This is a genomic window from Streptomyces sp. NPDC090994 (assembly GCF_044768905.1).
Lineage (GTDB): Bacteria > Actinomycetota > Actinomycetes > Streptomycetales > Streptomycetaceae > Streptomyces.
Genome location: NZ_JBIVWS010000031.1, coordinates 1 through 26910, shown reverse-complemented (window position 1 = coordinate 26910; position 26910 = coordinate 1). Strand labels below are relative to the sequence as shown.

The following is a 26910-nucleotide window of genomic DNA, read 5'->3' as shown; positions in this document are numbered from 1 at the left end:
CGCACCGCGCCGACCGCGCGGCTCACGCGGTGTGGATCTCCAGGGCGGTGCGTACGGCGGACTCCACGGCTCCCTCGATCCAGGCCGGCTTGACGGACGTGTGGTCCCCGGCGAAGTGCAACGGCCCCTCGGCCGCGGGGATGGCGGGCAGCAGCTCCGTGTGCTGTCCGGGCAGCAGCACGGACGCCTCCCCGTAGGCGTAGGGGTCGCGCAGCCAGCTCTGGGTGCGGCCGGCGCCGGTGTAGAAGACCTCGACGCGCTGGCCGTAGACCTGCTGGAGGCCGCACAGGGCGTGCGGGTACCGTGCCTCGTCGTCCAGGGAGTCCCAGCGCAGCGCGTCGTCCGCCCAGCTGTAGGAGGCCAGGACCACGCCCCCCGCACTGCCCGGAACCGGATGGGACGGGTGGAACATGAACCGGTTGGCGTTGTCCGACACCGAGCCGCCGCCCACGACGTCGACCGCCTCCGGCTGATCGCGCGCCACCGCGCGGTTGGCGGCGTAGTGCGTGCGCTGACCCGCCGTGATGTGCCCGTCGGGCACCGAGGGGTGGGCACCGAGCAGGCTGCCGTCCGCGGCGGCCCGGCCGGTGCGGTAGGCGTCGTACAGGCCCGGGTCGATCGCGCCCAGCTCCCGCTTCCAGTCGGCCTCGTCGAACTCCCACCAGCGGCGGCTGAACTCCAGCAGCACCTTGGTCGCGCAGTCGTAGTGCAGTTCGCTGACCGCCCGGCGCTTGCGGTACGACAGGGGCGGGGTGATCTGCACGTGGCGCAGCCCGGAGAACGGCACCGTGACCACGGCGACGTCCGCGGTGAACTGCTCCCGCACGACCGGGCCGTCGCGGCCCTCCGACACGGTGTCCACCCACACGTGCGGCCCCTTGTCCCCGACGTGCTCGGTGTCCGCAGAGGAGCGGTCGGGGTGGTGGTACTGGACGCGGGTGACCCGGCGGTCGAACCGCACCTCCTCGCGGACGCGTTCCAGCAGGGCGTCCGGCAGTACGGCGGTGCCGCCCTCCAGCTCGTAGAAGGGCGTGTCGGGGCTGATGAGGGAGGAGCCGATGAAGCTGTGGATGAAGGACAGCGGGAGGCGTGAGGTGAGGTTCTCCAGGGTGCCGATCAGGTCGACGGTCCGCTCGTCGAAGCCGGCGTGCTCGGTGAGGAAGCGGAACATCGACCAGTCGCCGAACCGCTCCACCACCCGGGCCCAGCCCTTCAGCCGCTCCGGGAGCGGCTTGTCGACCCGCTTGCCGGTCCGGTCCACGTGACTGAACTCGTCGCGCACCGGGTCCAGCGCGGAGCGCAGGATGGCGGCGGCGGTCGTGTCCCAGTGGGCCCGGGGCACCCCGAACGACCGGTTCACGCGCCGGGGCGCGCGGGCGTAGTCGGCGCGCCGCACACGGATGCCGTTGACGTGGATCCAGGTGCGGTTGGCGGGACGTCCCTCGCCGTCGACGTCGACGTAGTGGAAAGGCCGCTTCTTCAGGCCGAACTGGTCGATCAGCTCCATCACCAGGGGATGGCTGCCCGGGATGCGCATCGCGCCGGCCTCGGCGTACTGGCGGGGGTCGGCGAAGGGCTGCTCGGCGCGCTCGTGGCCGCCGGTGCGGAAGGTCTTGATGCGTCCGCCCGCCCGGTTGCCGTTGGCCTCCAGCACCGTCACCCGGTGCCCGGCCCGCTTCAGCAGCCAGGCGGCCACCAGACCGGCCGGGCCGGCGCCGATGACCAGGACCTTCTTGGGGCGGGCCCGGCGCTGGGCCGGCAGGCCCTTCTGGAGGACGTTCTGGTAGCGCGGTACCAGGGGGCGGTCGTCGGAGTCGAGTACGAGCAGCGCGCGAGCGACGGCGAGGCTCCGGGCGGAGTCGGTGCCGCGGCCGGCGCTCGGGGCGGCCGGCGCGGGCGGAGCCGCGGGGACACCGGGGGTCAGGGCCGTGGCGGCACCGGGCGTCAGGGCCGTGGCCACCGTGGCCGTGCCCACCGCCGCCGCGAAACCCCTGCGGGAGAAACCGCCGTCCGCACGCGTCACCGCGTGATCTTCAGTCATGGCGGACTTTGTACCGACGGCCATGACCGGGCACCCGCCTTTCACTCCGGTGCCTACCCGAAGGAGTTAACGCGGGGACCGGTCTTTGACGTCCCGGCGGGGGTACCGGCGCGAACGGCTCGGGGACCCGAAGGGATGAACGCCGGGCGAACACCGTCTGCCGCGGCGGCCGGTCGCCCACACTGCGACATGCCTGCCCGTCACGGGTGAGATGCCTGCCTGCCACGGGTGAGGAGCGGGAGAGGGGAGGGGGAAGGGTGGCGCAGCGGCGTACTCCGTTCGGTGACAGGGCCCGTTACTGGTTCGACAGCACGCTGGCCCGCGGTGCCGCCGCGCTCGTCGGCTGGATGGCGCTGCTGTGCCTGGCCGTCGTCGTCCCGGCCAGCGCGGTGCTGGTGTGGACCGACCCGGACGCGCCGGCGCCCCTGGCGGACCGGCTGGTGCGGGTCTGGCAGCTCACCGGGGAGACACTGCGGCTGGGCGGTGCGACGGGGACGCCGCCGCGGGTACTGGTGTCGGTGCTGCTCGCGCTGGTCACGCTGCTGTACGTCTCGGCGCTCGTCGGCCTGATCACGACGGCGCTCACGGAGCGGCTCACCGCGTTGCGGCGGGGCCGCTCCACCGTGCTCGAACAGGGGCACGCCGTGATCCTGGGCTGGTCGGAGCAGGTCTTCACGGTGGTGGGCGAACTGGTGGCCGCCAACGCCAACCAGCGGCGCGGGGCGGTGGCGGTGCTGGCCGACCGGGACAAGACCCTCATGGAGGAGGCACTGGCCACCCGGGTGGGCCCGGCCGGCCGTACGCGGCTGATCTGCCGCAGCGGTCCGACCACCGACCCGTCGGTGCTCCCCCTGGCCAGCCCGGCCACGGCCGGGGTCGTACTGGTCCTGCCCCACGACGAACCCGACGCCGACGCCGAGGTGGTCAGGACGCTGCTGGCGCTCAGGGCCGCACTGGCCGGGGAGGACAGCCGTCCGCCCGTCGTCGCCGCCGTCCGGGACGAGCGGTACCGCCTGGCCGCCCGGCTCGCCGCCGGACCGGGCGGTGTCGTCCTGGAGAGCGACACCGTCACCGCCCGGCTGATCGTCCAGGCCGCCCGCCGCCCCGGACTCTCCCTCGTCCACCAGGAACTCCTCGACTTCGCCGGTGACGAGTTCTACCTGGTCGCCGAAGTCGCGCTGACCGGCCGCACGTTCGGCGAGGCGCTGCTGTCCTACCGGACGTCGAGCGTCGTCGGCATGGTGCGGGACGGCACCCCGCTGCTCGATCCGCCGCCCGAGACGCTGATCACCGCCGACGACCTGCTGCTCGTCATCTCCCGTGACGACGACACGGTCCGGCTGGAGGACTGCGCGGGGGCGGTCGAGCAGGCGGCGATGGCGTCCGGCCCTCCGGCACCCGCGCGAGCGGAGCGGGTCCTCCTGCTGGGCTGGAACCGCCGGGCTCCGCTCATAGTCGACCAGCTGCGCCGCCGTGCCCGGCCCGGATCAGCCGTCGACGTGGTGACCGACCAGGGTGAGGCGACGGTCCGCCAGGTCGGCGAGGCCGACGCACACAGCGGTACGGGCCTGCGCCTGACGCTGCACCACGGGGACGTCACCCGCCCTCAGACCCTGCGACGGCTGGACGTCCACTCCTACGACAGCGTGATCGTGCTCGGCCGGGACCCCGTTCCCGGCCAGCCGTCGGCCGACCCCGACACCCGTACGCTCGTCACCCTCCTGCTGCTGCGTCAGCTGGAGGAGGACACCGGGCGCGAACTGCCGGTCGTCACCGAACTGATCGACGACCGGAACCGGGCGCTGGCCCCCATCAGTCCCGGAGCCGACGTCATCATCAGCGGCAAGCTGATCGGCCTGCTCATGGCCCAGATCTCCCAGAACCGGCACTTGGCGGCGGTGTTCGAAGAACTGTTCTCCGCGGACGGCGCCGGGATCCGCCTGCGGGCCGCCGCAGACTACGTACGGCCGGGGAGCGAGACGCCCTTCGCCACCGTCGTCGCCGCGGCCCGCCACCGCGGCGAGTGCGCCATCGGCTACCGGAGCCACGACGGCGCGTCGACGAGCCCCGGCTACGGCATGCGGATCAATCCGCCCAAGGACGAGCGACGCCGCTGGACGGCCGAGGACCAAGTGGTCGTCGTCGGCAGGGACTGAGGAACGCGCCCCGGCTCTCCCGGCGGTTCCGGGGCCGGAACAGCGTCTCGGCGAGCACGAGCTGGTCGCCCTCACCCGTCGTGCGGAGCCCGGCGGCCCGCCCCCTGCGGAGCGAGCCGGGCCGGGCGGGATCAGGCCGCCGGAGACGGGGCCAGCAGGTCCGCGGGGACGCCGCCCTTGTCGGGGTCGTAGAAGTTCTTGATCTCGGCTTCCCAGGCATCCACCCGGACCCGGTCGGCGTCGTCGGGTCCGAGGGCCTCGAAGAGGGCCTGGATGTTCGGCGGTTCGAAGCCGACGCCCCTGAGCATGCCGGTGAACACCGGCCGTGTGACGGTTCCGCTGCCGTCCAGGTCACCGAGGCGCGCGAAGCCGGCCGCGAACTCGGCGACCGCCCCGCTGAAGCGCTCCGGCGACAGGACGCACGCCTGGAACTCGTCGTAGGTGATCCGGCCGTCGCGATCGGTGTCGAGTTCACCGACCAGCGTGTTCCAGTAGCGGGTGAAGCCGGCGCGCATGGCCTGCCGACGGGTCTCGTCGGCCCCGGGCGCGGCCGCGGCAACCCGGTTGCTCATCAGTTCGAAGTCGTCGGATTCCAGGACGCCGTTGCCGTCGGCGTCGAACAGGGTGAAGACGAGCTTCACACGGTTGACCGCTTCACTGCGCATGGACTCTTGCCTTTCGTCGGGCCAGGAGACGGAACGGGGTGAGCCGTCGCGCAGTCACTATGCGGGCTGCGGAATCCGGTGTCCCCGGGAGAGCGGGCTTGTCGGCAAAAAGAGCGAACATGGCGCCGATCCGGCATGAACCCGCACACCGCGCATCGAACTTCCGCTGTCCGCAGTGCAGTTCATCGCGCACCGGCGTGCACGGCGCACGGGAGAGACCGGCAGTGCCCTGTCCGGTCTCCGCACGCCCTACCGGTGGTCACGGGCCGCCCTCAATGATGAGAACGCATCCGACGCCCCAGTGGCATCCTGCGCTGTTCATGGTCCCGCTTCACCGACGGAGGAAACGTGGACGGCACGACGCGGCACGACACCGGTACGGAAGGCGTGGAAGGGGGCGTAGGGGTGACCGCGCTCATGGTCGCCGCGGCACGGGCGATCGAGACCCACCGCCACGACACCCTCGCCCGCGACGTCTACGCGGAGCACTTCGTGCGCGCCGCACCCGTGTCCGCCGGCTGGCCGGTCCGCCCGCACCAGGTCCCGGACGGCGACGCGAATCCCCTGTGGGGACGGTTCGCGCGCTACTTCGGTCTGCGGACCAGGGTCCTCGACGACTTCCTCCTCCGGGCGGTGCACACGGGTGACGCCCGTCAAGTGGTGCTGCTGGGAGCGGGACTGGACGCGCGGGCCTTCCGGCTCGACTGGCCGCCCGGGTGCGTGGTCTTCGAGATCGACAGGGAAGGCGTGCTGGCGTTCAAGCACCAGGTGCTCGACGGGCTGCCGGCCACCCCGAAGGCAGCGCGCGTGCCCGTCCCGATCGATCTCCGCGAAGACTGGGCCGGCGCACTCGCCGACGCCGGCTTCGACACGGCCGCACCGAGTGTCTGGCTGGCCGAGGGACTGCTGTTCTACCTGCCGGCCGCCGCCGAGACCCACCTCATCGGCATGGTGGACCAGTTGAGTGCGGCGGGGAGCGCCCTGGCGTTCGAGGTCAAGCTCGACAAGGACCTGCTGGAACACCGGGACAGCCCGCTCTACACCTCGACGACCCGGCAGATCGGCATCGACCTCCTCGACCTGTTCCGCAGGGAACCGCGGCCCGATTCCGCGGGCGACCTGGTGCGCAAGGGCTGGTCCACATCGGTCCGCACCCCCTACGACTTCACCCGCCGGCACGGCCGCGGCCCGCTGCCCGAGCCGAACGACGCCCTGGCGGGCAACCGGTGGGTGTTCGCGGACAAACCCCTGCCGTGACGGCGCCGGGAGACGGGTGCGCCTCGGGTGCCCGGTCACGTCAGAGGACGAGGTCGTGCCACCACCACGCGATGGACGGCAGCCTCCTGGGGTCCTGGCGGCCGGGGCGGGGGAGGTCGGTCCAGCGGCCGGCGGCTGCCTGGGCCGGGACGCGGGCCCGGGCGGCGGGGGTGACGCCGTCCGCGGCGAGGTAGCGCGGTACGCGCAGTGCCCATTCGATGTTGCCGCGGATGCCGTGCCCGAGGCCGGTGAGGTAGTGGCGCAGGGACGTGCCGGCGCGGGGGGTGACCTGGTCGCGCAGGGCGAGGAACCGCTCCAGCACGGCGTCGCGCAGGGCGATGGCCTCGTCGACCGCCTGGTGGAGCGAGTAACGGTGCTGGACCCTGAGGACGTCGACGATGTTCTGTTCGGTCTGGTGGCGCCTGGCCTCCCTGGCGTGGGAGTGGCGGTCGTTGTCGAGGGCCGCGACCAGGATGGCCATCTCGGTCAGGGCGCGGACCGCGGGCGAGTCCATCTCTCGGTCGGGTACGTCGAGGCCGTTGGCGATCTCCAGCATCGCGTAGGTGGGTTCGCCGCCGGCCGAGTGCAGGCGCATGGCGAGGTACTCGTCCAGGTCGGGCATGCGGCCGGCGGCCCGGTTGCCGATCTGCCACTGGACACCGGTGAGCCAGGCGCGGTGGGCGTGCTCGAAACGGCGGTTCTGTACGGGCCCGGCGATCGCGCGGAACAGTTCCCCGATCTCGTGCAGGACGGCGGCGTACGGGTCGGCGCAGTGCAGCCGGCCGGGTACCTCCAGGGCGCGCTGCACCGAGAAGGCCATGGTGGCGAAGGCGCCGGGGTCGGCGGCGTAGGGGCCTTCGTCGCAGCGGGCGTCGTCGAAGGCGAACCCCCAGTAGACCCACAGGGCGGCCGGCCACAGCCGGTCCAGGTCGGCGGCCGGGGCGAAACGGGCGTAGAAGTCGGCGCTGCGGCTGCCGGCGTACCGGGCGAGGTCGGTGCCGTCGCGGCACAGACCGCTCCGGCCGAGCCAGGCCAGGGCGCGTCGCTCGGCTTCCTCGGCCTCGGGATGGACGGCGGATTCGATGGGACAGTAGAAGGGCGGGGTGTCGACGGCGGTACCGGCCACCGGTTCTCCTTTCGCCGCGGTAACGGCCGCGGTGCCGTACGGCGGACGCGGTCAGGCGGTGCGGACGGCGACGCGGGCCGCGATCTGCCGCAGCGCGGCGGCGATCCGGGGCGCGAGCGGACCGTCGTCCAGGGCGCGCAGCGCCCGCTCGTACCGTTCGGTGATCATGTGCTCGACGGTGGCGCGGGCGCCGGTGTGCTGGAGGATGTGCCGGACGCGTGCGGCACCGTCCTCGCCGAGGTCCGCCCGGCCGACCAGCGCGTCGAGCGTCTCGCGCTGCTCCGGCGTGGCACGCCGGGCGGCGAGGGCCATGAGCACGGTGGGCTTGCCCGAACGGAGGTCCTCGCAGACGGGTTTGCCGGTCACGGCGGGGTCGCCGAAGACCCCGAGGAGGTCGTCCCGCAGCTGGAACGCCTCCCCGAGGGGGAGCGCGTAGGCGGAGCACAGGGCGAGCAGGTCCCGGTCGGCACCGGCGAGGGCGGCTCCCAGCTGCAGGGGCCGTTCGACGGTGTACTTGGCGGTCTTCAGGCGGGCGATGGTCAGCGCCTCCTCCACGTCTTCGGTGGGCCGTCCGGTCGCCAAGAGGTCCATGTACTGGCCCAGGAGCACCTCGCCGCGCATCGCGTCCAGCAGCGGCAGCACGGTGTCGCGCTGCCGGGCGCTCAGTCCGGCGGTGTCGACGAAGGCGTTGGAGCAGAGCAGGGCCAGGTCGCCGAGGAGGAGGGCGGCGTTGGTGCCGAACGTGTCGGCGTCCGGCCTGGACCGGTGGCGGACGGCGAAGTCCCGGTGGACGCTGGGGCGGCCCCGGCGCGTGGGGCTGCCGTCGATGATGTCGTCGTGGATCAGGGCGAAGGCGTGGAAGACTTCCAGGCTCGCCGCCGTGCGCCACAGGGTCTCCTCGCCGTCTCCGGCGCCGCCGGCGGCGTGCCAGCCGAGGACGCACAGCAGGGGCCGGACGCGTTTGCCGGGTGCGAGGACGAAATCGGTCAGGGCCCGGGTCAGTTCGCCGGCCCGGCCCCGCTGGGAGGGGACCGAGGCGGGCGGACGGCGCAGGCTCTGCGCCAGGACGGTGTCGATCCGGTCGCGCAGGGCGTCGAGGTCGAGGGTGGGGGCGAGGTCGGTACTCATGGGGGGCTTCCTCCCTGCGGACAGGCCGGCAGGCGGGGAGCGGTGACACGCTGGTCACCGGTCCTTCGCGTAGTGGTTCCAGAACATCGTGGTGGCGAGCGCGAGGGACACCTCCGCCGCGCCCTTGCGCAGGCCGGAGGAACGGCTGGACGAGCGGGAACCGTTGAGGTTCATGCGCATGGTCAGGTCCTGGTTGGACAGGTCCTTGGTGATCCCCCGCAGTTGCTGGGGGGCGGAGGCACCGGCCGTGATCACCTCCAGGGCCGTACGGACCGCCTGCTGCGGGGAGAGCGACTCCTTGACCAGGTCGGTGACGATGCCGACCAGTTCCTGGGAGAAGACGTCGATGAGGGAGAGCTCCGGGCACAGGTGCCGGATGGACCCCTCGATGTTGGCGAAGGACTTGCCCAGGATGGAGACCATGGGGCTGGTGCGGATGCCCCGGCGGGTGGAGTGCTGCAGCACGGCGGTGAGGGTCACCCCGAAGTTCAGCTCCTCCAGGGAGGCCGTGGCGATCTGCGGCACCAGCGAGGCCATGTCACCGGCGAACGCCGCCGTGTTCGCCCAGGAGGTGGCGCTCCCCATGTCGACCCAGGCCCGGGCCGTCCCGGCCCCGTCGTTCATCGCCAGGTTGAGGAGCAGCAGCAGGATGCTGGTGCTCATGGGCCGGTCGATGCGCCCGACCATGCCCCAGTCGATCATGGTGGCCGGGTGGCCGGGTTCCACGAAGATGTTCCCCGGGTGCGGGTCCGCGTGGAAGATCCGGTCGACGAAGTAGCCCCGGTACATGAAGGCGAGCAGGTCCTGACCGATGGCCCGGCGCTCCTCGGCGTCGAACCGGTCCTTGTCGGCCTCCCGGATCGGCGTCCCGGGGGCGAGCCCCTGCACCAGGACCCGCCCGGTGGCCTCGACGACCTCGGGCACCGCCACGTAGTCGAAGTCCTCCGCCGCCTTGGCCGCCTCGGTCATGTTCCGGGCTTCCATCACGAAGTCCAGCTCGGGCCGCATCGCGTCGAAGACCACGTTGAGCATGGCCTCGACGTCGATGACCTCGTTGAAACGCCAGGTCCGCCGGGAGGCGAAACGGGACAGGGAGCCCATGAGCTTCATGTCCGCCTCGACCGTCTCGCGCACACCGGGACGCTGGATCTTCACCGCGACCGGCCGTCCGCCGGGCAGTTCCGCCCGGTACACCTGGGCCAGGGACGCGGTGCCCAGCGGGCGTTCGGTGTCGAAGTCGCGGAACCGCCGGACCCACCCCGGCCCCAGCTCCCTGCGGAGCACCGGCTCGAAGTCGCGGAACGGGGCGGGCGACGCCCCGTCCTGCAGCTTCTCGAACTCGTCGATCATCTGCGGGGTCACGATGTCGGGCCGGGTGGCCAGCATCTGGCCGACCTTCACATAGAAGGGCCCGAGGCTCTCCAGCGCCCGGCGGACGTTGCGGGCCCGGCGTACGGCCCCCTCCTCCGCCCGGCCGGCGGGCATGGCCTCCTGCCGGACCAGGTGGGCGAGTACGCGCATCAGCACGCGTCCCCGGCCCGCACTCACCTGCCGCGCTCCCGTGCCGTGCGGTCCGCGTTTCCCGGTCCGGTCCCGTCCCACCCGAATCCGTACCGTCCGGGTCCGTACCGGCGCGGGCGGGCGAGCGGGGGGTCAGCGCGCATCACGGATACGGTCGATACGGTCGGCCAGGCGCGCCACCTCGTCCCTCAGGGCTTCCGCGTCCTCCGCCCCGCGTGCCCTCGGCACCCTGCCCCGGCCCCCGGGGTGGTCGTCCCCCTCGCCCCAGCGCCGGTCCATCCGCCCCCGGAGCAGTTCCAGTTGGTCCCTCAACGCCGTCAGTTCGTCCGGGTCGTCGTCGGGGTGGTCGTCGTCCGGCCGGATCCGCGGTTCCCGCCGGGGGCCGGACGCGTAGGGCTCTCCCTCGTCCGGGCGGAGCCGGTGCCGCGATCCGTCACCGGGCCGGCGGCCGTCACCGCGCCGGCGCCGACGGCCGCGGCGCCCGCCCCGGTCGTGGTCGTCATCGTCGCGGTCGTCATCGTCGTGGTCGTCGTCACAGCCGTCGTAGTCGTCGCAGTGACGGTCACCGCGGTGACCGCGGTCGCGGCGGTCATGACGGTCGCGGCGGTCGTCGTGGCCGTGGCGGTCGTCGTGACCGCGGCGGCCACGGTCGCGGTCGTCATCGTCGTCCAGCGCCCGGCTGACCGAACTCCGCAGGCCGCTCTCGAAATCCCCTGCTCTGTCCAGGGCGTCGTCCACGAGATCCTCCGTGGCGCGCACGATATTGCGCAGTGCGTGACTGAATGACGTACGGGAATGGCGACGGGACATGCGATGTGCCCTTTCCGAGAGGTGCGGGGAGGAGAAATGCGGCAGGCTTCCGGCTTCCCTCATCCTGGCCGGTGGAGTCGGCCGAAAACGCTCCCCATATCTATTTCATTCAATCGAGCGAAGCGCTCTTTCTCACCGTATTCGCGCGCCGTCGTGCGCCGTGGGTTCACGAGGGGCGCACTGGCGTGGCCAGGAGGTTGCGGTCGCACGATCGCATCATGGCCGACTGCTCACATGAAGATGATCTCACCCCTGGCCTCGACGTCACGCGCCGCAAGAAGCACCGTCCCGGCGGTGCCGGACGAGTATCCCGACATCTCGACAACGGGAAAATCATCACGGTCGGCATGGATTCGCCTCGGCGTACCTGGGAATCAATCCCGAAAAGATTCGGAGGTCACCCGCCCGGGAAACTCGGCGGGAGAAAGGAGGGCATCCCCATGGCGAGGATCACGAGAATCGAGGCGCATGTGCGTACCGCTGACGTACCGCACGGGGGTACACAGGGGTGGGTCTATCTGGGTGTCGCCGGCCGCGAGTTCGTACTCGACGCCGGCGGGACCGCCGGCGGCACCCGGACCGGTGACAACTGGACCTTCGTGCTCGGCGAGGACGCCAACGTCCGAAACGCCGCCTACAACGACCCGCGCAGGCCGCAACTGGACACCGACGACCTCGACCGCTACCCCGTCTACGTGAGGTTCGAGCCCGTGGGCCCCGACCCCGCGTGGTGCCTGGACCGCGTCGTCGTCCATGTCAACGGCGACACCGACCACCCGCACACCTTCGACAACCCCGACCTCGCCGACTTCGGGGAGGACCGCCGCCTGTGGCTGGGCCAGGAGTACGGCAAGCAGCTCTACCTCAAGCGGTACGACAACTGACACATGCCTGGCTTCCGCTCGGAAGGTTCGCTTCGTGGCTCGTCAGCCCGCTCGCGGTGCCCGCGGCCGCACGGTCGGAAGGGCGCGGGCCGGAGTTGACGTCCGGCTGTCGGCCGACCGGACACCCGCCGGCCGGAAGGCGGTTGACCGCCGCGCGGGTCCGGGTAGGCATGGTGCCGGGACCGGTGCCGGCGGGCGGCCGGGCATCGTACGCGGAAGGACGGACAGCGCATGACGGCGTCGGCTCAGCCGCACACCCGTGTCATGGTCGAACTCGGCGAACGCTCCTACCCCGTCGACATCGGGCCGGGCGTCCGGCACTCGTTGGCCGGAATCCTCGCCGGGCTCGGTGCGCGGCGGGTGGCGATGGTGTCCGCGCGGCCCGAGGAGTGGCTGCCGGACCCGGGGGTGCCGTCGGTGGTGCTGCGGGCCCGGGACGGCGAGGCGGACAAGACACTGGCGACCGTGGAGGAACTGGGCCGTGCCTTCGTGCGGTTCGGGCTGACCCGCTCCGACGCGGTCGTCTCCTGCGGCGGTGGCACCACCACCGACGTCGTGGGACTGGCCGCCGCGCTGTACCACCGCGGGGTGCCCGTGGTGCACCTGCCGACCTCACTGCTGGCCCAGGTGGACGCCAGCGTGGGCGGCAAGACGGCGGTCAACCTCCCCGAGGGCAAGAACCTGCTGGGCGCCTACTGGCAGCCGGCCGCCGTGCTGTGCGACACCGACCACCTGCGCACGCTGCCCGAGCGGGAGATGCTCAACGGATACGGGGAAATAGCCCGCTGCCACTTCATCGGCGCCGGCGACCTGCGCGGGCTGCCGCTGCCGGAGCAGATCGCGGCGAGCGTGGCACTCAAGGCGTCGGTGGTCGCCGCCGACGAACGGGACGCGGGGCGCCGGCACATCCTCAACTACGGCCACACCCTGGGACACGCCCTGGAGATCGCGACCGACTTCGCGCTGAAGCACGGCGAGGGGGTGGCGGTCGGCACGGTGTTCGCGGGCCGTCTCGCGCTGGCCCTCGGCCGGATCGACGCGGCACGGGCGGCCGAGCACCTGGAGGTGGTGCGCGGTTACGGCCTGCCGACCGCGCTGCCGGCCGGGGTCGACGCGCGGCGCCTGATCGAGGTGATGCGGCTGGACAAGAAGGCGACGCACGGGCTGACCTTCGTCCTCGACGGCCCGGACGGCCCCGAACTGGTGTCCGGGGTGCCCGAGGAGACCGTCGCCTCGGCACTGGCCGGGATGGACCGGGCACCTGACTGAGCTACCCCGCCGGCAGGCCCCGGGCCAGCAGCACCGCGCCGTGCAGGGAGGACAGCCCGCCCAGCAGCGCGGGACGTACCGGGGGCAGCGGGTGCCCGGGGCGTTGCAGGGCCGCGGTCCGCTCGGCCACCATCGGCACGAGGTCCGGCACGGCCGCGGCGAAGCCGCCGCCGACGAGGACCAGCGCGGGGTGCGTCAGTTCGCAGACGCCGGCCACGGCAGCGGCGAGCGCGGCGCAGCTCTCCCGCAACGCCGCCACGGCCCACGGCTCGCCGTCGGACACGGCCTGCCGGAAGGCGGTGAACGGCACCTCCGCTCCCCGGTGCCGGGCCGCGCGGCGCAGCGTCGCCGGGCCCGAGGCCGCCGCCTGCACACAGCCGCGCCGTCCGCAGTCGCACAGCGGTCCGTCGCGGTCGACGACCAGGTGGCCGACCTCGCAGGAACCACGCCCCACGCCGGGAACGGGGCGCCCGGCCAGCACCAGACCGCCACCGACACCCGTGCCGACGCCGAGGTAGAGCAGGTCCGCGCAGCCGGCCGCGTCCGCCTCGGCGAGGGCGGCCAGGTCACCGTCGTCGGCGCACGCCACCTCGGCGGTACCGAAGAGCGCGGACAGGGCGGCGCCCAGACCGAACCCGGCCCAGGCGGGACGGCCCGGCCAGACGGTGACCGTGCCGGCGGCGTCGAGCGTGGCCGGCAGGGCGACCCCGACGCCGCGCAGCCCCTGCGGGCGCCCCGCGCACAACTCCCCGACGTGCCGGGCCAGCAGGCCGAGATCGTCCTCGGGGCCGGAGGCCCGGCCGGCCCACCGGAACGACGACTCCGCCACGTCACCGTCGTCGTGCTCGACGCGCAACGCCACCTTCGTGCCGCCGATGTCGATGCCCAGCCGGCCGGCGGCCCCGGCGGTCAGGCCGGCACCTTCTCGAGCAGGGCACGGGCGGCGAGCCGGTACCCCAGCGCCCCGAACCCGAAGACGACGCCGGACGCCAGCGGCCCGGTCACCGACTCGTGGCGGAACTGCTCACGGGCCCACACATTCGACAGGTGCACTTCGATCCACGGCCGCGGATAGTTCGCCAGGGCGTCACGCAGACCCCAGCCGGCCATCATCAGGGCGGCCGGATTGATGATGGCGCCGACGGTGTCGTAGTTCCCCTGAATGGTGCGGATGATCTCCGCCTCACCGTCGAACTGATAAGAGTCCACTTTCCAGCCGCGCTCCGCGACCTCTTCGCCCACCCAGCGTTCGATGTCCTGCAAGGTATCGGTTCCGTATATCTCGGGCTGGCGTGTTCCGAGTATTCCGAGATTCGGCCCGTTCACCAACAACAGCCTGCTCACAGCGCACCTCACCCGGTTCGTCACGGACTTCCATCTATAGCACGGGCCTCGCGGCGTACGCCCCGCCGAATGCCCGCCGTATACCCGGGAGCCGTTTTCAGGGGCTGCTAGGGGGGTGTTGAGGGGGAATGGCGCGGCTGCCGTCGGCCGGTTAGCGTCATGATGCGATCGCCTCCGCATATCGCGTCGAGAGAAGCGTCGAGAGAAGTGGGGAAACCATGAGCAAGGGTGTGCGCCTGGAATCCGAGCTGCCCGGCTGGCCGCAGTACGACGACGCGGAACGCGAGGGACTGATACGGGCGCTGGAACAGGGCCAGTGGTGGCGGATCGGCGGCGGTGAGGTGGACGCCTTCGAGGCCGAGTTCGCCGCCGCCCACGGCAGTCCGCACGCCCTGGCGGTCACCAACGGCACACACGCGCTGGAACTCGCCCTCGAAGTCCTCGGCGTCGGCGCCGGCTCCGAGGTCATCGTCCCGGCGTTCACCTTCATCTCCTCCTCGCAGGCCGCGCAGCGGCTGGGCGCGGTGGCCGTGCCGGTCGACGTCGACCCGGGTACGTACTGTGTCGACCCGGCGGCGGTCGAGGCCGCGATCGGGCCGCGGACCGCGGCCATCATGCCGGTGCACATGGCGGGCCAGATGTGCGACATGGACGCGCTGGGCAAGTTGTCCGCCGACTCGGGCGTGCCACTGGTCCAGGACGCGGCCCACGCGCAGGGCGCGCGGTGGCGCGGCCAGCGGGTCGGGGAGCTGGGCTCGGTCGCGGCGTTCAGCTTCCAGAACGGCAAGCTGATGACCGCCGGTGAGGGCGGCGCGGTGCTCTTCCCCGACGCCGAAGGGTACGAGAAGGGCTTCGTGCGGCACAGTTGCGGCCGGCCGCGCACCGACCGCGGCTACTTCCACCGTACGTCCGGTTCCAACTTCCGCCTCAACGAGTTCTCCGCGTCGGTGCTGCGCGCGCAACTCGCCCGGCTCGACGCACAGATCGACACACGCGAGGCACGCTGGCCGGTGCTGAGCCGGCTGCTGGCCGAGATCCCCGGCGTCGTCCCGCAGGCACGCGACGAGCGCGGTGACCGCAACCCGCACTACATGGCGATGTTCCGGGTGCCGGGCATCACCGAGGAGCGGCGCGCACGGGTCGTGGACACCCTCATCGAGCGGGGGCTGCCCGCGTTCGTCGGGTTCCGCGCGGTCTACCGTACCGACGCCTTCTGGGAGGTCGCGGCGCCGGAGCTGACCGTGGAGGAACTGGCCCGCCGCTGCCCGCACTCCGAGGCCCTCACCCGGGACTCCGTGTGGCTGCACCACCGTACGCTGCTGGGCAGCGAGGAGCAGATGCACGAGGTCGCCGCCGTCATCGCCGACGTGCTCGCGAGCGCATGAGCGCCCCGCCCCCGCCCCCGCCCCTGCCGCCCGTCCGCACCGCCGTGATCGGCCTGGGCTGGGCCGCCCGCTCGATCTGGCTGCCCCGGCTGCTGCGCAGCCCCGCCTTCACCGTGACCGCCGCCGTCGACCCCGACGAGCGCGGCCGGGCCGCCGTCACCGGCTCGCAGGGGGCGGACGCGACCGGGCTGTCGGTGCTGGCTGCCGTCGCCGACCTCGATCCCGCCGAGGTGGACCTCGCGGTCGTCGCGGTCCCCAACCACCTGCACTGCGCCGTCGCCTGCGAACTGCTCACCAAGGGCATCCCGGTGTTCCTGGAGAAGCCGGTCTGCCTGACCTCCGAGGAGGCGGAACGGCTGGCCGTCGCCGAACGCGCGGGCGGCACGGTGCTGCTGGCCGGCAGCGCGGCCCGGCACCGCGCCGACGTACGCGGCCTGTACCGGGCCGCCGAACGCCTGGGCGAGGTCCGGCACGTGGAACTGGCCTGGGTACGGGCGCGCGGGGTGCCCGACCGGGGCGGCTGGTTCACCCAGCGGTCGCTGGCGGGCGGCGGGGCGCTGGTCGACCTCGGCTGGCACCTCCTCGACATCGCCGTACCGCTGCTGGGCACCGCCGCCTTCCGGCACGCCATCGGCACCGTCTCCGCCGACTTCATCGCCCAGGCGTCCTCCCGGGCCGCCTGGCGCGACGACGACAACGATGCCGAAGGCGACGGCGGCACGGCCGGGGGCGGCACCGACGTCGAGGACACCGCGCGCGGCTTCCTCGTCACCGACGACGGCCGGTCCGTCGTCCTGCACGCGAGCTGGGCCTCGCACGAGGCGGTGGACACCACCCGCGTCACCGTCGACGGCAGCGCGGGCAGCGTGACCCTGCGCTGCACCTTCGGTTTCAGCCCCAACCGCCTCGGGAAGTCCGTGCTGACCCGCACCGCCGACGGCACCACGCGCCAGCTCGCCGTGCCGACGGAACGCGTCGGCGCCGAGTACGACCGGCAGCTCGCCCTGCTGCCCGGCCTGTTGCACGACCCGGCCGCACGGGGCCGGGCGATCGACGAGGCGCGCCGCACCATCGGCGCCATCGAGCGGGTCTACACCTCGGCCCGCACCGTCCAGGAGGTCCGGGAGTCCGCCCCGGTGTGACCGCACCCGGCGTGCGCCGCGACCACGTTCCACGGGAGTCCCCGATGAACAACCAGCCCGCACCTTCCCCTCCTTCCCCTCCTTCCGCCTCTGGCGTCACCTCGGTGGTCTTCGATCTCGACGGTGTCCTCGTCGACAGCTTCGCGGTGATGCGCGAGGCGTTCACCCTCGCCTACGCGGAGGTCGTCGGCCCGGGCGAGCCGCCGTTCGCGGAGTACAACCGGCACCTGGGCCGCTACTTCCCGGACATCATGCGCATCATGGGACTGCCGCTGGAGATGGAGGAACCCTTCGTCCGCGAGAGCTACCGGCTCGCCCACCTGGTGAAGGTGTTCGACGGCGTGCCGGAGCTGCTGGGGGAGCTGCGCCGCCGGGGGGTACGGCTGGCCGTGGCCACCGGCAAGAGCGGCCCGCGGGCCCGTTCGCTGCTGGACACGATCGGCATCCGCGACCGGTTCGACGCCGTCCTCGGCTCGGACGAGGTGGCGCGGGCCAAGCCGGCGCCCGACATCGTGCTCAAGGCGATGGAGCTGCTGGGCGCCGACCCTGGGCGGACGGTGATGGTCGGCGACGCCGTCACCGACCTCGCCAGCGCCCGCGGCGCGGGCGTCACCGCGGTGGCCGCGCTGTGGGGCGAGACGGACGAGGCGACACTGCTCGCCGCGGACCCCGATGTCGTCCTGCGGCACCCGGCGGAACTCCTGGCGCTGTGCCCGGCGGTGCCGGTGTCCTGACAATCGGGACGTGCGGGACTCGGGGCGTCCGGCACCCCGGTGCCTCACACCCCGGACGCGTCGACGGCGGTGCGCAGGGAGGCCGGACCGGCAGCCCCGCGCACCGCCGTCGGCTGTGCTCACCGGGGAGCGAACTCCACCGGCAAGGACGTCAGGGAACGGATGAACGGGTTGGGTTTGGCGGCGACCTCGGCGGCCGGTACGGCCAGGCGCAGGTCGGGGAAGCGCCGGAACAGGCTCTCCAGCGCGGTCTGCGCCTCCACGCGGGCCAGCGGCGCGCCGATGCAGTAGTGCACGCCCTGGCCGAACTGGAGGTGCATCACGTTGCCCCGTGTGAGGTCCAGCCGCTCTCCGTCGGTGACGTGCGCGGGGTCGGAGTGGGCGGCGTCCATGTCCAGCAGCACCTGCTCGCCCGCGGCTATCGTGACGCCGCCGATCTCGACGTCCTCGTTGGCGAAGCGCACGACGAGGACGCCGGGCCCGGCGTGCCGCAGCAGCTCGTCCAGGTTCCGGCCGGCCAGCTCGGGGTCCGCGCGCAGCAGGTCGAGCTGGTCCGGCCGGGTCAGCAGCGAGAAGACGGCGTTGCTGATGAAGCTGCCGGTCAGTTCGTAGCCGGCGATCAGCATCATGCGGGCGGTGGAGACCACCTCGCGGTGACTGAGCCGGTCGTCCTCGTGCGCCGACATCAGCGCGCTGATCAGGTCGTCCCTGGGGTCCTCGCGCCGCTCCTCGGCCAGGTTCTCCACGTACGACCACAGTTTCGCGGAGGCGTCCGCGGAGCGGGCGGCGGACTCCGGGTCGAAGGGCGGCAGCAGCATCAGGTCGGCCCACTGGTGGAACTCGGTGCGGTCGGCGATGGGCACGCCGAGCAGCTCGCAGATCACCTGCATGGGCAGCGGGACGGCCAGCGCGGAGACCAGGTCCGCCCGGCCGTCGGCGGCGACGGCGTCCAGCAGACCGTCGGTGATCTCCTGCACGCGCGGCCGCAGGGCCTCCACCCGGCGCGCGGTGAACGCCGTGCCCAGCAACCGGCGCAACCGGGTGTGCTCGGGCGGGTTGGTGCCCATCAGCGTGTCCTCGAACAGCCCGCTCACCGGGGTCGTCTGCCCCTGTGAAGCGGCGTAGGCGGCGGCCGGGCTCATCCTGGGGTGCGCGAGGCACTCACGTACCTCGTCGAACCGGGACACGAGCCAGGCGGCGGTGCCGTGCATCTCGATCCGCCGCGGCGGACCGTTCTTGCGCAGCTCCTCGGCGACGCTCTGCGGGTCGAGGATGCGCATCTCTTCTTCCGGTGTCCGAGCCATGGCGTTACGCGATCTCCTCATGTCGTGAGTCAGCGGGTCGGTAAGGGGGTCAGGGGGCCGGGTTGGGGCTGCGGGCGGGGATGACGTAGGCGGGATCGGCCGTGCGGGGCGGTTCACGCCGGGCCAGGGCGGCATCGAGGGCGGGCCGCAGCCGGGCGGCCTTCGCCCGCTCGGCCCGCTCGTGCCGCTCCTTGAACTCGGGCATCACCTCGCGGGCGAACAGCTCCAGCGACTCGCAGACGTGCTCGTGCCGGGTCCCGCCGCCCTGCACCAGGAAGATCGCCTGGTCGAGGCCGGCCTCCTCGTGCTGCCGCAGGAACCGCCGGATCTGCTCCGGGGTGCCCACCGCGCCGCGCGCCGGGTTGCCCAGCGGCATACCGGGCTTGCCGAAGGCCGCACGGCCCATGCCGTAGCGGTCGCGGTCGCGCTGGAACGTCTCCCACAGCCGGGTCCGGCCAGGGGCGGCGGCGCCGAAACCAGCGTAGAAGCCGAGTCCGAAGTTGAAGAACTGGACGCCGTCGGCGCCGCGTTCCACGGCTGTCGCCTCGTCCTGGTGGCAGAACATCGGGATGGTCGCGGCGACCTGCGCGTTGACCGCGAACCCGGCGGGCACGCAGTCCGCGGACTCGATGCCCTCGTAATAGGCGTCGACCCACTTCTTCGTCTCGGCCGGGCCGAAGAACGAGAAGTTGAGCGCGCCGAGCCCCTTGGCGGCAGCGAGCCGGATGGCCTCCCGGTTGCCGCAGGCCATCCACATCGGCGGGTGCGGCTTCTGCCGGGTCTTGGGCAGCACGTTGCGGACCGGCGCCGAGACGTACTTGCCCTCGTACCCGGCGAACGGCTCCTCCACGAACATGCGGGCCACGGCGTCCACCGCCTCCGCCCACTGGTCCCGCTTGACGGCACGCTCCACACCGAACCCCGCCAGTTCGGTGGGGGTGGTCGACTCGCCGGTGCCGAACTCCACGCGTCCGCCGGACAGCAGGTCCAGCGTGGCGATCCGCTCGGCGATCCGCGCGGTCGGGTTGAAACCCGGCGGCATCAGGGCGACGGCGTGCCCGATCCGGATACGGCTGGTGCGCTGGCTGACCGCGCCGAGGAACACCTCCGGCCCGGACATGTGCGAGTACTCCTCCAGGAAGTGGTGCTCGGGACACCACACATGGTCGAAGCCCAGCCGGTCGGCCAGTTCTATCTCCGCCAGCATGTCGTGGAAGAGCCGGTATTCGGAATCCTCGGTCCAGGGACGGGGCAGCTGGGCACCGTACAACAGGCCGAACTTCATGGGCGCATCACTTTCCTCTGCCGGCGGTCGGCCGGGAACGGGGACGGAGACGGGGCGGGGGCGACGGCACCGGACGGGTCAGTCGCGGCCTTCCCAGTAGGTGGCGATCACCTCGGCACGCTGTGCGGGGTCGACGAGGACGGAGACCTTCTCGTGGCCGTCCTCGACGGTCGTGAACATGTTGTTGGTGAGGAACACCTGTCCCCGCTCGGTGGCACGCCGGCGCCGGCGCATCGCGGCGAGGATGGCCGGCCCGTTGCCGCCGCCAACTCCCTCCCAGGCGTCGTAGGTCCGGGGCGCGGTGGTGAAACGGTAGGTGGTGCGCCAGTCGTGCCCCAGCGTCCTGGCCTGGAGCACGAGGAACCCGTCCCGCCGCACCAGCCGGAACGCGCAGCCGTACTGCCACTGCGGCTCGTCCTCCACCAGGCGCAGCGGCTCGGTGAAGCAGAGCCCGGCGTGTCCGACGTCGGCCAGCCACTCCTCGCCGTCGATCCGGACGAGCATCAGCATGTGCTCCGGGTCGGGCGCGAAGGTGTCACCGGGCAGGTAGGTGCCGCCGCTGAGCACGTCCAGGTCGTAGCCCAGTTCCCGCAGGAGCCGGGCGAACAGGGTGTTCAGCTCCAGGCACATGCCGCCGGCGCCGGTCGGCACGATGGCCTCGAAGGCCTTGTCGACGTCGATGTCCGCCATGTTCACCGCGCTGAGCCGGTGGGTGTGCGCGGTGTCGTAGGGGACGGACGTGAGGTGACTGCGGTGCAGCCGCCGCAGGTTGACCAGGGTGGGCGCGGGTGGCCGGTCGAATCCCAGCCGCGCCAGGTAGGCGTCGGTGCTGAACATGTGCGGTCCCTCTCTCGTTCGCTTCTCGCCCGCATGACGTGTGTCATGAGTTCGCATCCATGTCCGGGTTCGGACCGCTCAGTTCGTCCCGCAACTGCCGGGCCAGCATCCGCAGGGTCGGGTGGTCGAAGACGAAGCTGGGCGGCAGCCGCAGCGCCGTGTGCCGGGCCAGGCGGTCGCGGAGTTCCACCGCCGTCAGGGAGTCCAGGCCGATCTCGGTGAACACCACGTCCGGGTCGAGGGCGGTGGCCGCCGTGGCCGGCGTGTGCCCGAGGACCTGCCCGGCCTCCCGCAGCACCAGGCCGAGCAGTACGCCCTCCCGTTCCTCCGCGTCCAGACCGGCCAGCCGCGCGGACACCGGCTCCTCCTCGGCGGCGACCGCCGGCGCCCGTCGTGCCGGGGGCACCAGGGTCCGCATCGGCGGGGCGACGGGTCCGGCGGCGGCCTGGGCGCGCAGGGCGGCGAGGTCCAGTTTCATCGGCACCACCACGGGCAGGCCGGTGCGCAGCGCGGCGTCGAAGAGCCGCATGCCCTCGGCGGGTGCCAGTGCGGCGACACCGCCTCGCGCCGTCCGGTGCCGCTCGGGCCGCTCGGTGGCCGCGAGCCGCCCAGTCATACCGGTACCGGCGGCCTGTTCCCACATGCCCCACGCCAGCGACACGGCGGGCAGGCCCGCGGCGCGGCGCCGGTGCGCGAGCGCGTCGAGGTAGGCGTTGGCGGCGGCGTAATTGCCCTGCCCCGGGTTGCCCAGGACACCGGCGGCGGAGGAGAACAGGACGAACGCGGCGAGTCCGGAGTCCCGGGTCAGCTCGTCCAGGTGGCGCGCGCCGTCGGCCTTGGCCCGCAGCACCGTGTCGAGCCGCTCCGGCGTCAGGGCGGTCAGCACCCCGTCGTCCAGCACACCCGCCGCGTGGACTACGGCGGTCAGCGGTGCGTCGGCGGGCATCTCGCCCAGCAGCGCCGCCACGGCGTCCCGGTCCGCGACATCGCACGCCGCGACGCGTACCCGGGCCCCCGCCGCCGCCAGTTCCGCCGCGAGTCCGGCGGCACCGGGGGCCTGCTCCCCGCGCCGCCCGGCCAGCACCAGACTCCGCACCCCGTGCACCGCCACCAGGTGCCGGGCCACGACCGCGCCGAGGGCACCGGTACCGCCGGTGACGAGGACGGTGCCGTCGCCCGGACCGGCGTCCGGCACGTCATCCTCCGCCGTCGCCCGGACGAGCCGCCGGGTGAACCACCGACCGTCCCGCAGGGCCAACTGCGGCTCGTCGGCGGCAGGGAGCTGAGCGAGCGCACCGGTGGCCCAGTCGGTATCGGTACCCGGGTCCGCGTCCAGGAGAACGACACGCCCCGGGTTCTCCGCCTGCGCGGAGGCCATCAGGCCCCACACCGCGGCCGTCGCCGGGTCGGCCGGCTCGCCCTCCCGGACGGCGACGGCACCCCGCGTCACCACGACCAGCCTGCTGGACAGCAGCGACGGCTCGGCCAGCCACGCCCGCGCCACCCGCAACGCCCGTCCGGTCACCTCCCGCACATCGGCCGTCTCCGGCACATCGGCTGCCGCACCGCGGAGGTCCAGCAGCAGCGTGTCCGGTGTCTCGGGCGCGGCGGACAGCCGGTGCACGTCGCCGGCGTCGGCCACCGGCACCGGACGCAGGGCCCGGGACTCACCCCGTATCGGCACCTCCTCCCAGGCGACGCGGAACAGCCGGTCCGCCGTGGCCGCCGTCCCGGTGAGCTGCCCGGGGTCGACCGGCCGGGACACCACCGACCCGAGCGACGCGATCGGGGCACCGGCACCGTCGGCCAGTTCGAGGGCCATGGTGTGCGTGCCGCTCGGGGTCACCCGGACCCGCAACACCGAGGCACCGGACGCGTGCAGCGTCACGTCACGGTAGGCGAAGGGCAGTACCAGCTGGGGCTCGGACTCGTCACGCTCGTGGAAGGCGAGGGTGTGCATCGCGGCGTCGAGCAGCGCGGGATGCAGTCCGAAGGCGGCCGCCCGGTCCTCGTGGTCGTCGGGCAGGGCCACTTCCGCGTACACGGCGCCGTCACCGCGCCAGGCCGCCCGCAGCCCCTGGAACACGGGCCCGTACCGGTACCCGGCCTGCTCCAGACCGTCGTACAGCCCCTCGACGTCCGCCGGATCCACGGCCACCGCACCGGCCGGCGGCCAGACCGTCAGGTCGGCCATCGACGTGGCCTCGGCCGTGTCCGCGACCGTGTCCGTGTCATCCGCAGGACGCAGCGTGCCGGAGGCGTGCCGCGTCCACGGCGTTCCCAGCCCGGCGTCCTCGGCACGGGAGTGGACGCGCACGGCACGCCGGCCGGTACCGTCGTCAGCCGCGACGCCGACCCGCACCTGCGCGGCGACGCCCTCCGCGAGGACCAGGGGAGCCTCCATCACCAGCTCCTCGACGGCACCGCAGCCGACCTCGTCACCGGCGCGCAACGCCAGTTCCACGAAGGCCGCACCGGGCAGCAGTACCGCCCCGGCCGCGACGTGGTCGGCCAGCCACGGGTGCGTGGTGAGCGACAGGCGCGAGGTGAACAGCACCTCACCCGACTCCGGTACTTCGACCACCGCGCCCAGCAGCGGATGCCCGAGGCCGTCCACCCCGGCGGCCGACACATCACCGGCGGCACCGGGGCCGCCCTCGCCGGTCAGCCAGTAATGCGCGCGCTGGAAGGCGTAGGTCGGCAGTTCGGGCATGAGCGGGGGACGGGCCGTGGTGCCGTGGAGGGCGCCGAGGTCGACGGGGATGCCGGCGATGTGGAGTTGGGCGAGGGCGGAGGTGAGGGTGCGGGTTTCGTCGGTGTCGCGGCGCAGTGCGGGGATGAGGGTGGTGTCGGTGTCGTGGTCCAGGTTCTCGCGGGCCATGGCGGTGAGGGTGCTGTCGGGGCCGAGTTCGAGGTACGTGGTCACGCCGTATGCGGCCAGTGCTTGGATGCCGTCGGCGAAGCGTACGGTCGTGCGTGCGTGGTGGGCCCAGTAGGCGGGGGTGCACAGGGTTTGGGGGTCGGCGAGTTGTCCGGTGGTGTTGGAGAGGAGGGGGAGGGTGGGGGTGTGGTAGGTCAGTCCTTCCAGCGCGCGTTGGAACTCGGTCAGCATGGGTTCCATGCGGGTGGAGTGGAAGGCGTGGGAGACGGTGAGGCGTCGGGTGCGTATGCCTTGTGCGGCGAGTTGTTGTGCTGCTTCGAGTACGGGTTCTTCGTCGCCGGAGAGGACGGTGGAGGTGGGGCTGTTGACTGCTGCGATGTCCACTCCCGGCGTTGGGGGGATGTGGTGTTCGGGGGCGGCGACGGCGATCATGGCGCCGCCTTCGGGCAGTGCTTGCATCAGGCGTCCGCGGGTGGTGACGAGTGTTGCCGCGTCTTCCAGCGAGAGCACGCCTGCGATGTGTGCGGCTGTGATCTCGCCGATGGAGTGTCCGCCGACGATGTCGGGTGTGATGCCCCAGGAGGCTATGAGCCGGTAGAGGGCGACTTCTACGGCGAACAGTGCGGCCTGTGTGTACATGGTCTGGTTGAGGCGGTCGGGGTCGTCACCGAAGACGATGTCGCGGACGTTTCCGCCGAGGGCGTCGCATGCTTCGTCGAACGCTTCGCGGTAGACGGGGAATGCTTCGTACAGTTCACGTCCCATGCCGAGCCGTTGGGAGCCCTGGCCGGTGAACAGTACGGCCAGCCGTCCGCGTGTGGCTGTGCCTGTCACGACGCCGGGTGCTGTTTCGCCTCGTGCCAGTGCGTCCAGGCCGGTCAGTGCCTCGTTGCGGTCGCCGGCGAGGATTACCGCGCGGTCCGGCAGCGCGGCTCGGCCCAGGGCCAGCGCGGCACCCAGCTCAGGCAGATCGAGTTCAGGTTGCCGCACGAGGAAGGACAGCAGCCGCTGTGCCTGCGCGCGCAGGGCCGTCGCGCCGCGGCCGGACAGCGGCAGGGGTACCGGGACGTCCTTCGGCCAGGTCGACGTCGTGTCGACGGAGGCGGGCTCCGCCTGTTCGAGAATGACGTGGGCGTTGGTGCCGCTGACGCCGAACGCGGAGACGCCCGCCCGCCGGGGCCGTCCGACCTCGGGCCAGGGCTGCTGTTCTGTCAGCAGTTCCACCGCGCCGGCCGACCAGTCGACCTGCGGGGTGGGGGCGTCGATGTGCAGGGTGCGCGGCAGGATTCCGTGCTGGAGGGCCAGTACCGTCTTGATGACGCCGGCGACGCCCGCGGCGGCCTGGGCGTGTCCGATGTTGGACTTCAACGATCCGAGCAGCAGGGGGCGTTCGCGGTCCTGGCCGTAGGTGGCCAGGATTGCCTGGGCCTCGATGGGGTCGCCCAGTGCGGTGCCCGTGCCGTGTGCCTCCACCGCGTCGATGTCGGCGGGGGTCAGCCCGGCCTCCGTCAACGCCCGTTTGATCACGCGCTGCTGGGAGGGGCCGTTGGGGGCGGTGAGGCCGTTGGAGGCGCCGTCCTGGTTGACGGCGCTGCCGCGCAGCACCGCCAGCACCCGGTGGCCGTTGCGCCGCGCGTCTGAGAGCCGTTCCAAAGCCAGCACGCCCACGCCCTCGGCCCATCCCGTGCCGTCGGCAGACGCCGCGAAGGACTTGCAGCGGCCGTCGACCGACATGCCGCGTTGCCGGGAGAAAGCTATGAAAATGCCGGGCGTCGGCATCACCGTGACACCACCGGCCAGCGCGATCGAGCACTCTCCCGCCCGCAGGGCCTGGGCGGCCAGGTGCAGAGCCACGAGAGAGGAGGAACAGGCGGTGTCCACGGCGACCGACGGCCCCTCGAAACCGAGCGCGTACGACACCCGGCCCGACAGCACGCTGGCCGAGGCACCGAGACCGAGCATGCCCTCCAGCTCGGCGGGCACGGGTTCCACACCCGACCCGTAGTTGTGGTAGGTCACGCCGGAGAAGACACCGACGTCCGTGCCACGCAGGGCGGTGGGGTCCAGACCGGCCCGCTCCAGCGCCTCCCACGACGTCTCCAGCATGAGCCGCTGCTGCGGGTCCACGGCCAGCGCCTCGCGGGGCGAGATGCCGAAGAAGGCCGCGTCGAAGTCGCCCGCGTCGTGGAGGAAGCCGCCTTGCGTGGCGTAGCTGGTGCCGGTGTGGTCCGGGTCGGGATGGAAGAGGGAGTCCAGGTCCCAGCCCCGGTCCGTCGGAAAGTCACTGACGCCGTCACGGCCGTCGAGTACGAGGTCCCACAGTTCCTCGGGCGTGGTCACGCCACCCGGCAGCCGGCACGCCATGCCGACGATGGCTATCGGCTCGTCGGTCGTAGCCGGGGCGGCCGTCGGCACCGCGGTCGCGGGGGCCGGCAGGTCGTCGACCAGCTCTTCCAGCAGGAAGGAGGTGAGGACCTGTGGTGTCGGGTAGTCGAAGAGGAGGGTGGTCGGCAGGGTGCGGCCGGTGAGGGTGTTGAGACGGTTGCGCAGTTGGACGGCGGTGGCCGAGTCGAAGCCGATCTGGTTGAACACCATGTCCGGTTCGATGTCGTCCGGCGAGGAGAACCCCAGGACGGCCGCGGTCTCCCGGCGAACGGTGGCCAGCAGGATGCGTTCCTGTTCCGGCGTGGACTGCCCGGCGAGGCCGGCGATGAGGACGCCGGTGTCCGACGGCGGTTCGGCGAGGCCCGGCAGCTGGTCGGCGACTGAGCCGACGGTGTCGGTGGCTGCGGCACTTCTGAGCCAGTAGTGCTGGTGTTGGAAGGGGTAGGTGGGGAGGTTCCAGGCGGTGTGTGGGGGTGTTTCGGTGTTGTGGCCGAGGTGGGTGGTCCAGTTGATGGGGAGGCCGCGGGTCCATGTGTGGCCGAGGGAAGTGAGGAGTTGTCGGGTGTTGCCTTGGTCGCGGCGCAGGGTGCCGGTGACGAGGACGGGGCCTGTTGGGGTGTGTTCGGCTGTGGCTTCGATGCTTGGGGTGAGGACGGGGTGTGCGCTGATTTCGATGTAGGTGGTGAAGCCTTGGGTGAGGAGGTGGGTGATGGCGGGGGTGAATTGGACGGTGTTGCGGAGGTTGCGGTACCAGTA

General features: G+C 72.5%; 19 protein-coding genes. 7 read left to right on the top strand and 12 right to left on the bottom strand.

What is annotated here, in order from left to right; translation table 11 throughout:
- Window positions 1-22 precede the first annotated feature (22 nt).
- Window positions 23-2041, bottom strand: a complete 2019-nt coding sequence (locus tag ACIQR3_RS34955) for an FAD-dependent oxidoreductase (protein WP_403545157.1) — start codon at window positions 2039-2041, stop codon at window positions 23-25.
- A 257-nt stretch (window positions 2042-2298) separates the two neighbouring features.
- On the opposite strand from ACIQR3_RS34955, the gene ACIQR3_RS34950 reads away from it, so the two are divergent.
- Window positions 2299-4197, top strand: coding sequence for an NAD-binding lipoprotein (locus ACIQR3_RS34950; protein WP_403545155.1), 1899 nt, complete (start codon window positions 2299-2301; stop codon window positions 4195-4197).
- A 131-nt stretch (window positions 4198-4328) separates the two neighbouring features.
- On the opposite strand, the gene ACIQR3_RS34945 is transcribed toward ACIQR3_RS34950, so the two are convergent.
- Entirely contained in the window at window positions 4329-4862 is a 534-nt protein-coding gene (locus tag ACIQR3_RS34945) for an EF-hand domain-containing protein (protein ID WP_403545153.1), read from the bottom strand.
- A 348-nt stretch (window positions 4863-5210) separates the two neighbouring features.
- Between ACIQR3_RS34945 and ACIQR3_RS34940 the strand changes: the two genes are divergently transcribed.
- Window positions 5211-6119 (top strand): class I SAM-dependent methyltransferase, encoded by a 909-nt coding sequence (locus tag ACIQR3_RS34940; protein WP_403545151.1) that lies wholly within the window; start codon window positions 5211-5213, stop codon window positions 6117-6119.
- 40 nt (window positions 6120-6159) lie between these two features.
- On the opposite strand, the gene ACIQR3_RS34935 is transcribed toward ACIQR3_RS34940, so the two are convergent.
- From ACIQR3_RS34935 to ACIQR3_RS34920, 4 genes are all read right to left on the bottom strand, one after another.
- A complete protein-coding gene (locus tag ACIQR3_RS34935) occupies window positions 6160-7245 on the bottom strand; it encodes a glutamate dehydrogenase (RefSeq protein WP_403545149.1) in 1086 nt (361 codons plus the stop codon).
- A 51-nt stretch (window positions 7246-7296) separates the two neighbouring features.
- Window positions 7297-8373 (bottom strand): polyprenyl synthetase family protein, encoded by a 1077-nt coding sequence (locus ACIQR3_RS34930; RefSeq protein WP_403545148.1) that lies wholly within the window; start codon window positions 8371-8373, stop codon window positions 7297-7299.
- Between the two features lie 54 nt (window positions 8374-8427).
- A complete protein-coding gene (locus ACIQR3_RS34925) occupies window positions 8428-9894 on the bottom strand; it encodes an ABC1 kinase family protein (protein ID WP_403545146.1) in 1467 nt (488 codons plus the stop codon).
- A gap of 132 nt (window positions 9895-10026) precedes the next feature.
- On the bottom strand, window positions 10027-10632 hold the full coding sequence (locus ACIQR3_RS34920; RefSeq protein WP_403545144.1) for a hypothetical protein: 606 nt from the start codon (window positions 10630-10632) through the stop codon (window positions 10027-10029).
- 512 nt (window positions 10633-11144) lie between these two features.
- Here ACIQR3_RS34920 and ACIQR3_RS34915 point away from each other — a divergent pair.
- Complete coding sequence (locus tag ACIQR3_RS34915) at window positions 11145-11588, top strand: hypothetical protein (protein WP_403545142.1); 444 nt, start codon at window positions 11145-11147, stop codon at window positions 11586-11588.
- A 231-nt stretch (window positions 11589-11819) separates the two neighbouring features.
- Entirely contained in the window at window positions 11820-12857 is a 1038-nt protein-coding gene (locus ACIQR3_RS34910) for a 3-dehydroquinate synthase family protein (protein WP_403545140.1), read from the top strand.
- A 1-nt stretch (window position 12858) separates the two neighbouring features.
- On the opposite strand, the gene ACIQR3_RS34905 is transcribed toward ACIQR3_RS34910, so the two are convergent.
- Window positions 12859-13719 (bottom strand): ROK family protein, encoded by an 861-nt coding sequence (locus tag ACIQR3_RS34905; protein ID WP_403545138.1) that lies wholly within the window; start codon window positions 13717-13719, stop codon window positions 12859-12861.
- 47 nt (window positions 13720-13766) lie between these two features.
- Window positions 13767-14201, bottom strand: coding sequence for a type II 3-dehydroquinate dehydratase (locus ACIQR3_RS34900; protein WP_403545137.1), 435 nt, complete (start codon window positions 14199-14201; stop codon window positions 13767-13769).
- Window positions 14202-14419: 218 nt separating this feature from the next.
- Between ACIQR3_RS34900 and ACIQR3_RS34895 the strand changes: the two genes are divergently transcribed.
- From ACIQR3_RS34895 to ACIQR3_RS34885, 3 genes are read left to right on the top strand one after another with little or no spacing between them, the layout of a single operon-like run.
- Window positions 14420-15586 carry a DegT/DnrJ/EryC1/StrS family aminotransferase gene (locus ACIQR3_RS34895; RefSeq protein ID WP_403545135.1) on the top strand — a complete coding sequence of 389 codons (1167 nt, stop codon included), beginning with the start codon at window positions 14420-14422 and terminating at the stop codon, window positions 15584-15586.
- Window positions 15583-16728: a Gfo/Idh/MocA family protein gene (locus ACIQR3_RS34890; RefSeq protein WP_403545133.1), complete on the top strand. Its 1146-nt coding sequence runs from the start codon at window positions 15583-15585 to the stop codon at window positions 16726-16728. The genes ACIQR3_RS34895 and ACIQR3_RS34890 overlap by 4 nt, the downstream gene beginning before the upstream one ends.
- 44 nt (window positions 16729-16772) lie before the next feature.
- Entirely contained in the window at window positions 16773-17462 is a 690-nt protein-coding gene (locus ACIQR3_RS34885) for an HAD-IA family hydrolase (protein WP_403545131.1), read from the top strand.
- A gap of 119 nt (window positions 17463-17581) precedes the next feature.
- On the opposite strand, the gene ACIQR3_RS34880 is transcribed toward ACIQR3_RS34885, so the two are convergent.
- The 4 genes from ACIQR3_RS34880 to ACIQR3_RS34865 form a co-directional block, all read right to left on the bottom strand.
- A complete protein-coding gene (locus tag ACIQR3_RS34880) occupies window positions 17582-18766 on the bottom strand; it encodes a cytochrome P450 (protein ID WP_403545130.1) in 1185 nt (394 codons plus the stop codon).
- A gap of 49 nt (window positions 18767-18815) precedes the next feature.
- Window positions 18816-20051, bottom strand: coding sequence for an LLM class flavin-dependent oxidoreductase (locus tag ACIQR3_RS34875; RefSeq protein WP_403545128.1), 1236 nt, complete (start codon window positions 20049-20051; stop codon window positions 18816-18818).
- 78 nt (window positions 20052-20129) lie between these two features.
- Window positions 20130-20888, bottom strand: coding sequence for an arylamine N-acetyltransferase (locus tag ACIQR3_RS34870; RefSeq protein WP_403545127.1), 759 nt, complete (start codon window positions 20886-20888; stop codon window positions 20130-20132).
- A 43-nt stretch (window positions 20889-20931) separates the two neighbouring features.
- Window positions 20932-26910: SDR family NAD(P)-dependent oxidoreductase (locus ACIQR3_RS34865; protein WP_403545125.1), on the bottom strand; the 5979-nt coding region annotated here is incomplete at its 5' end.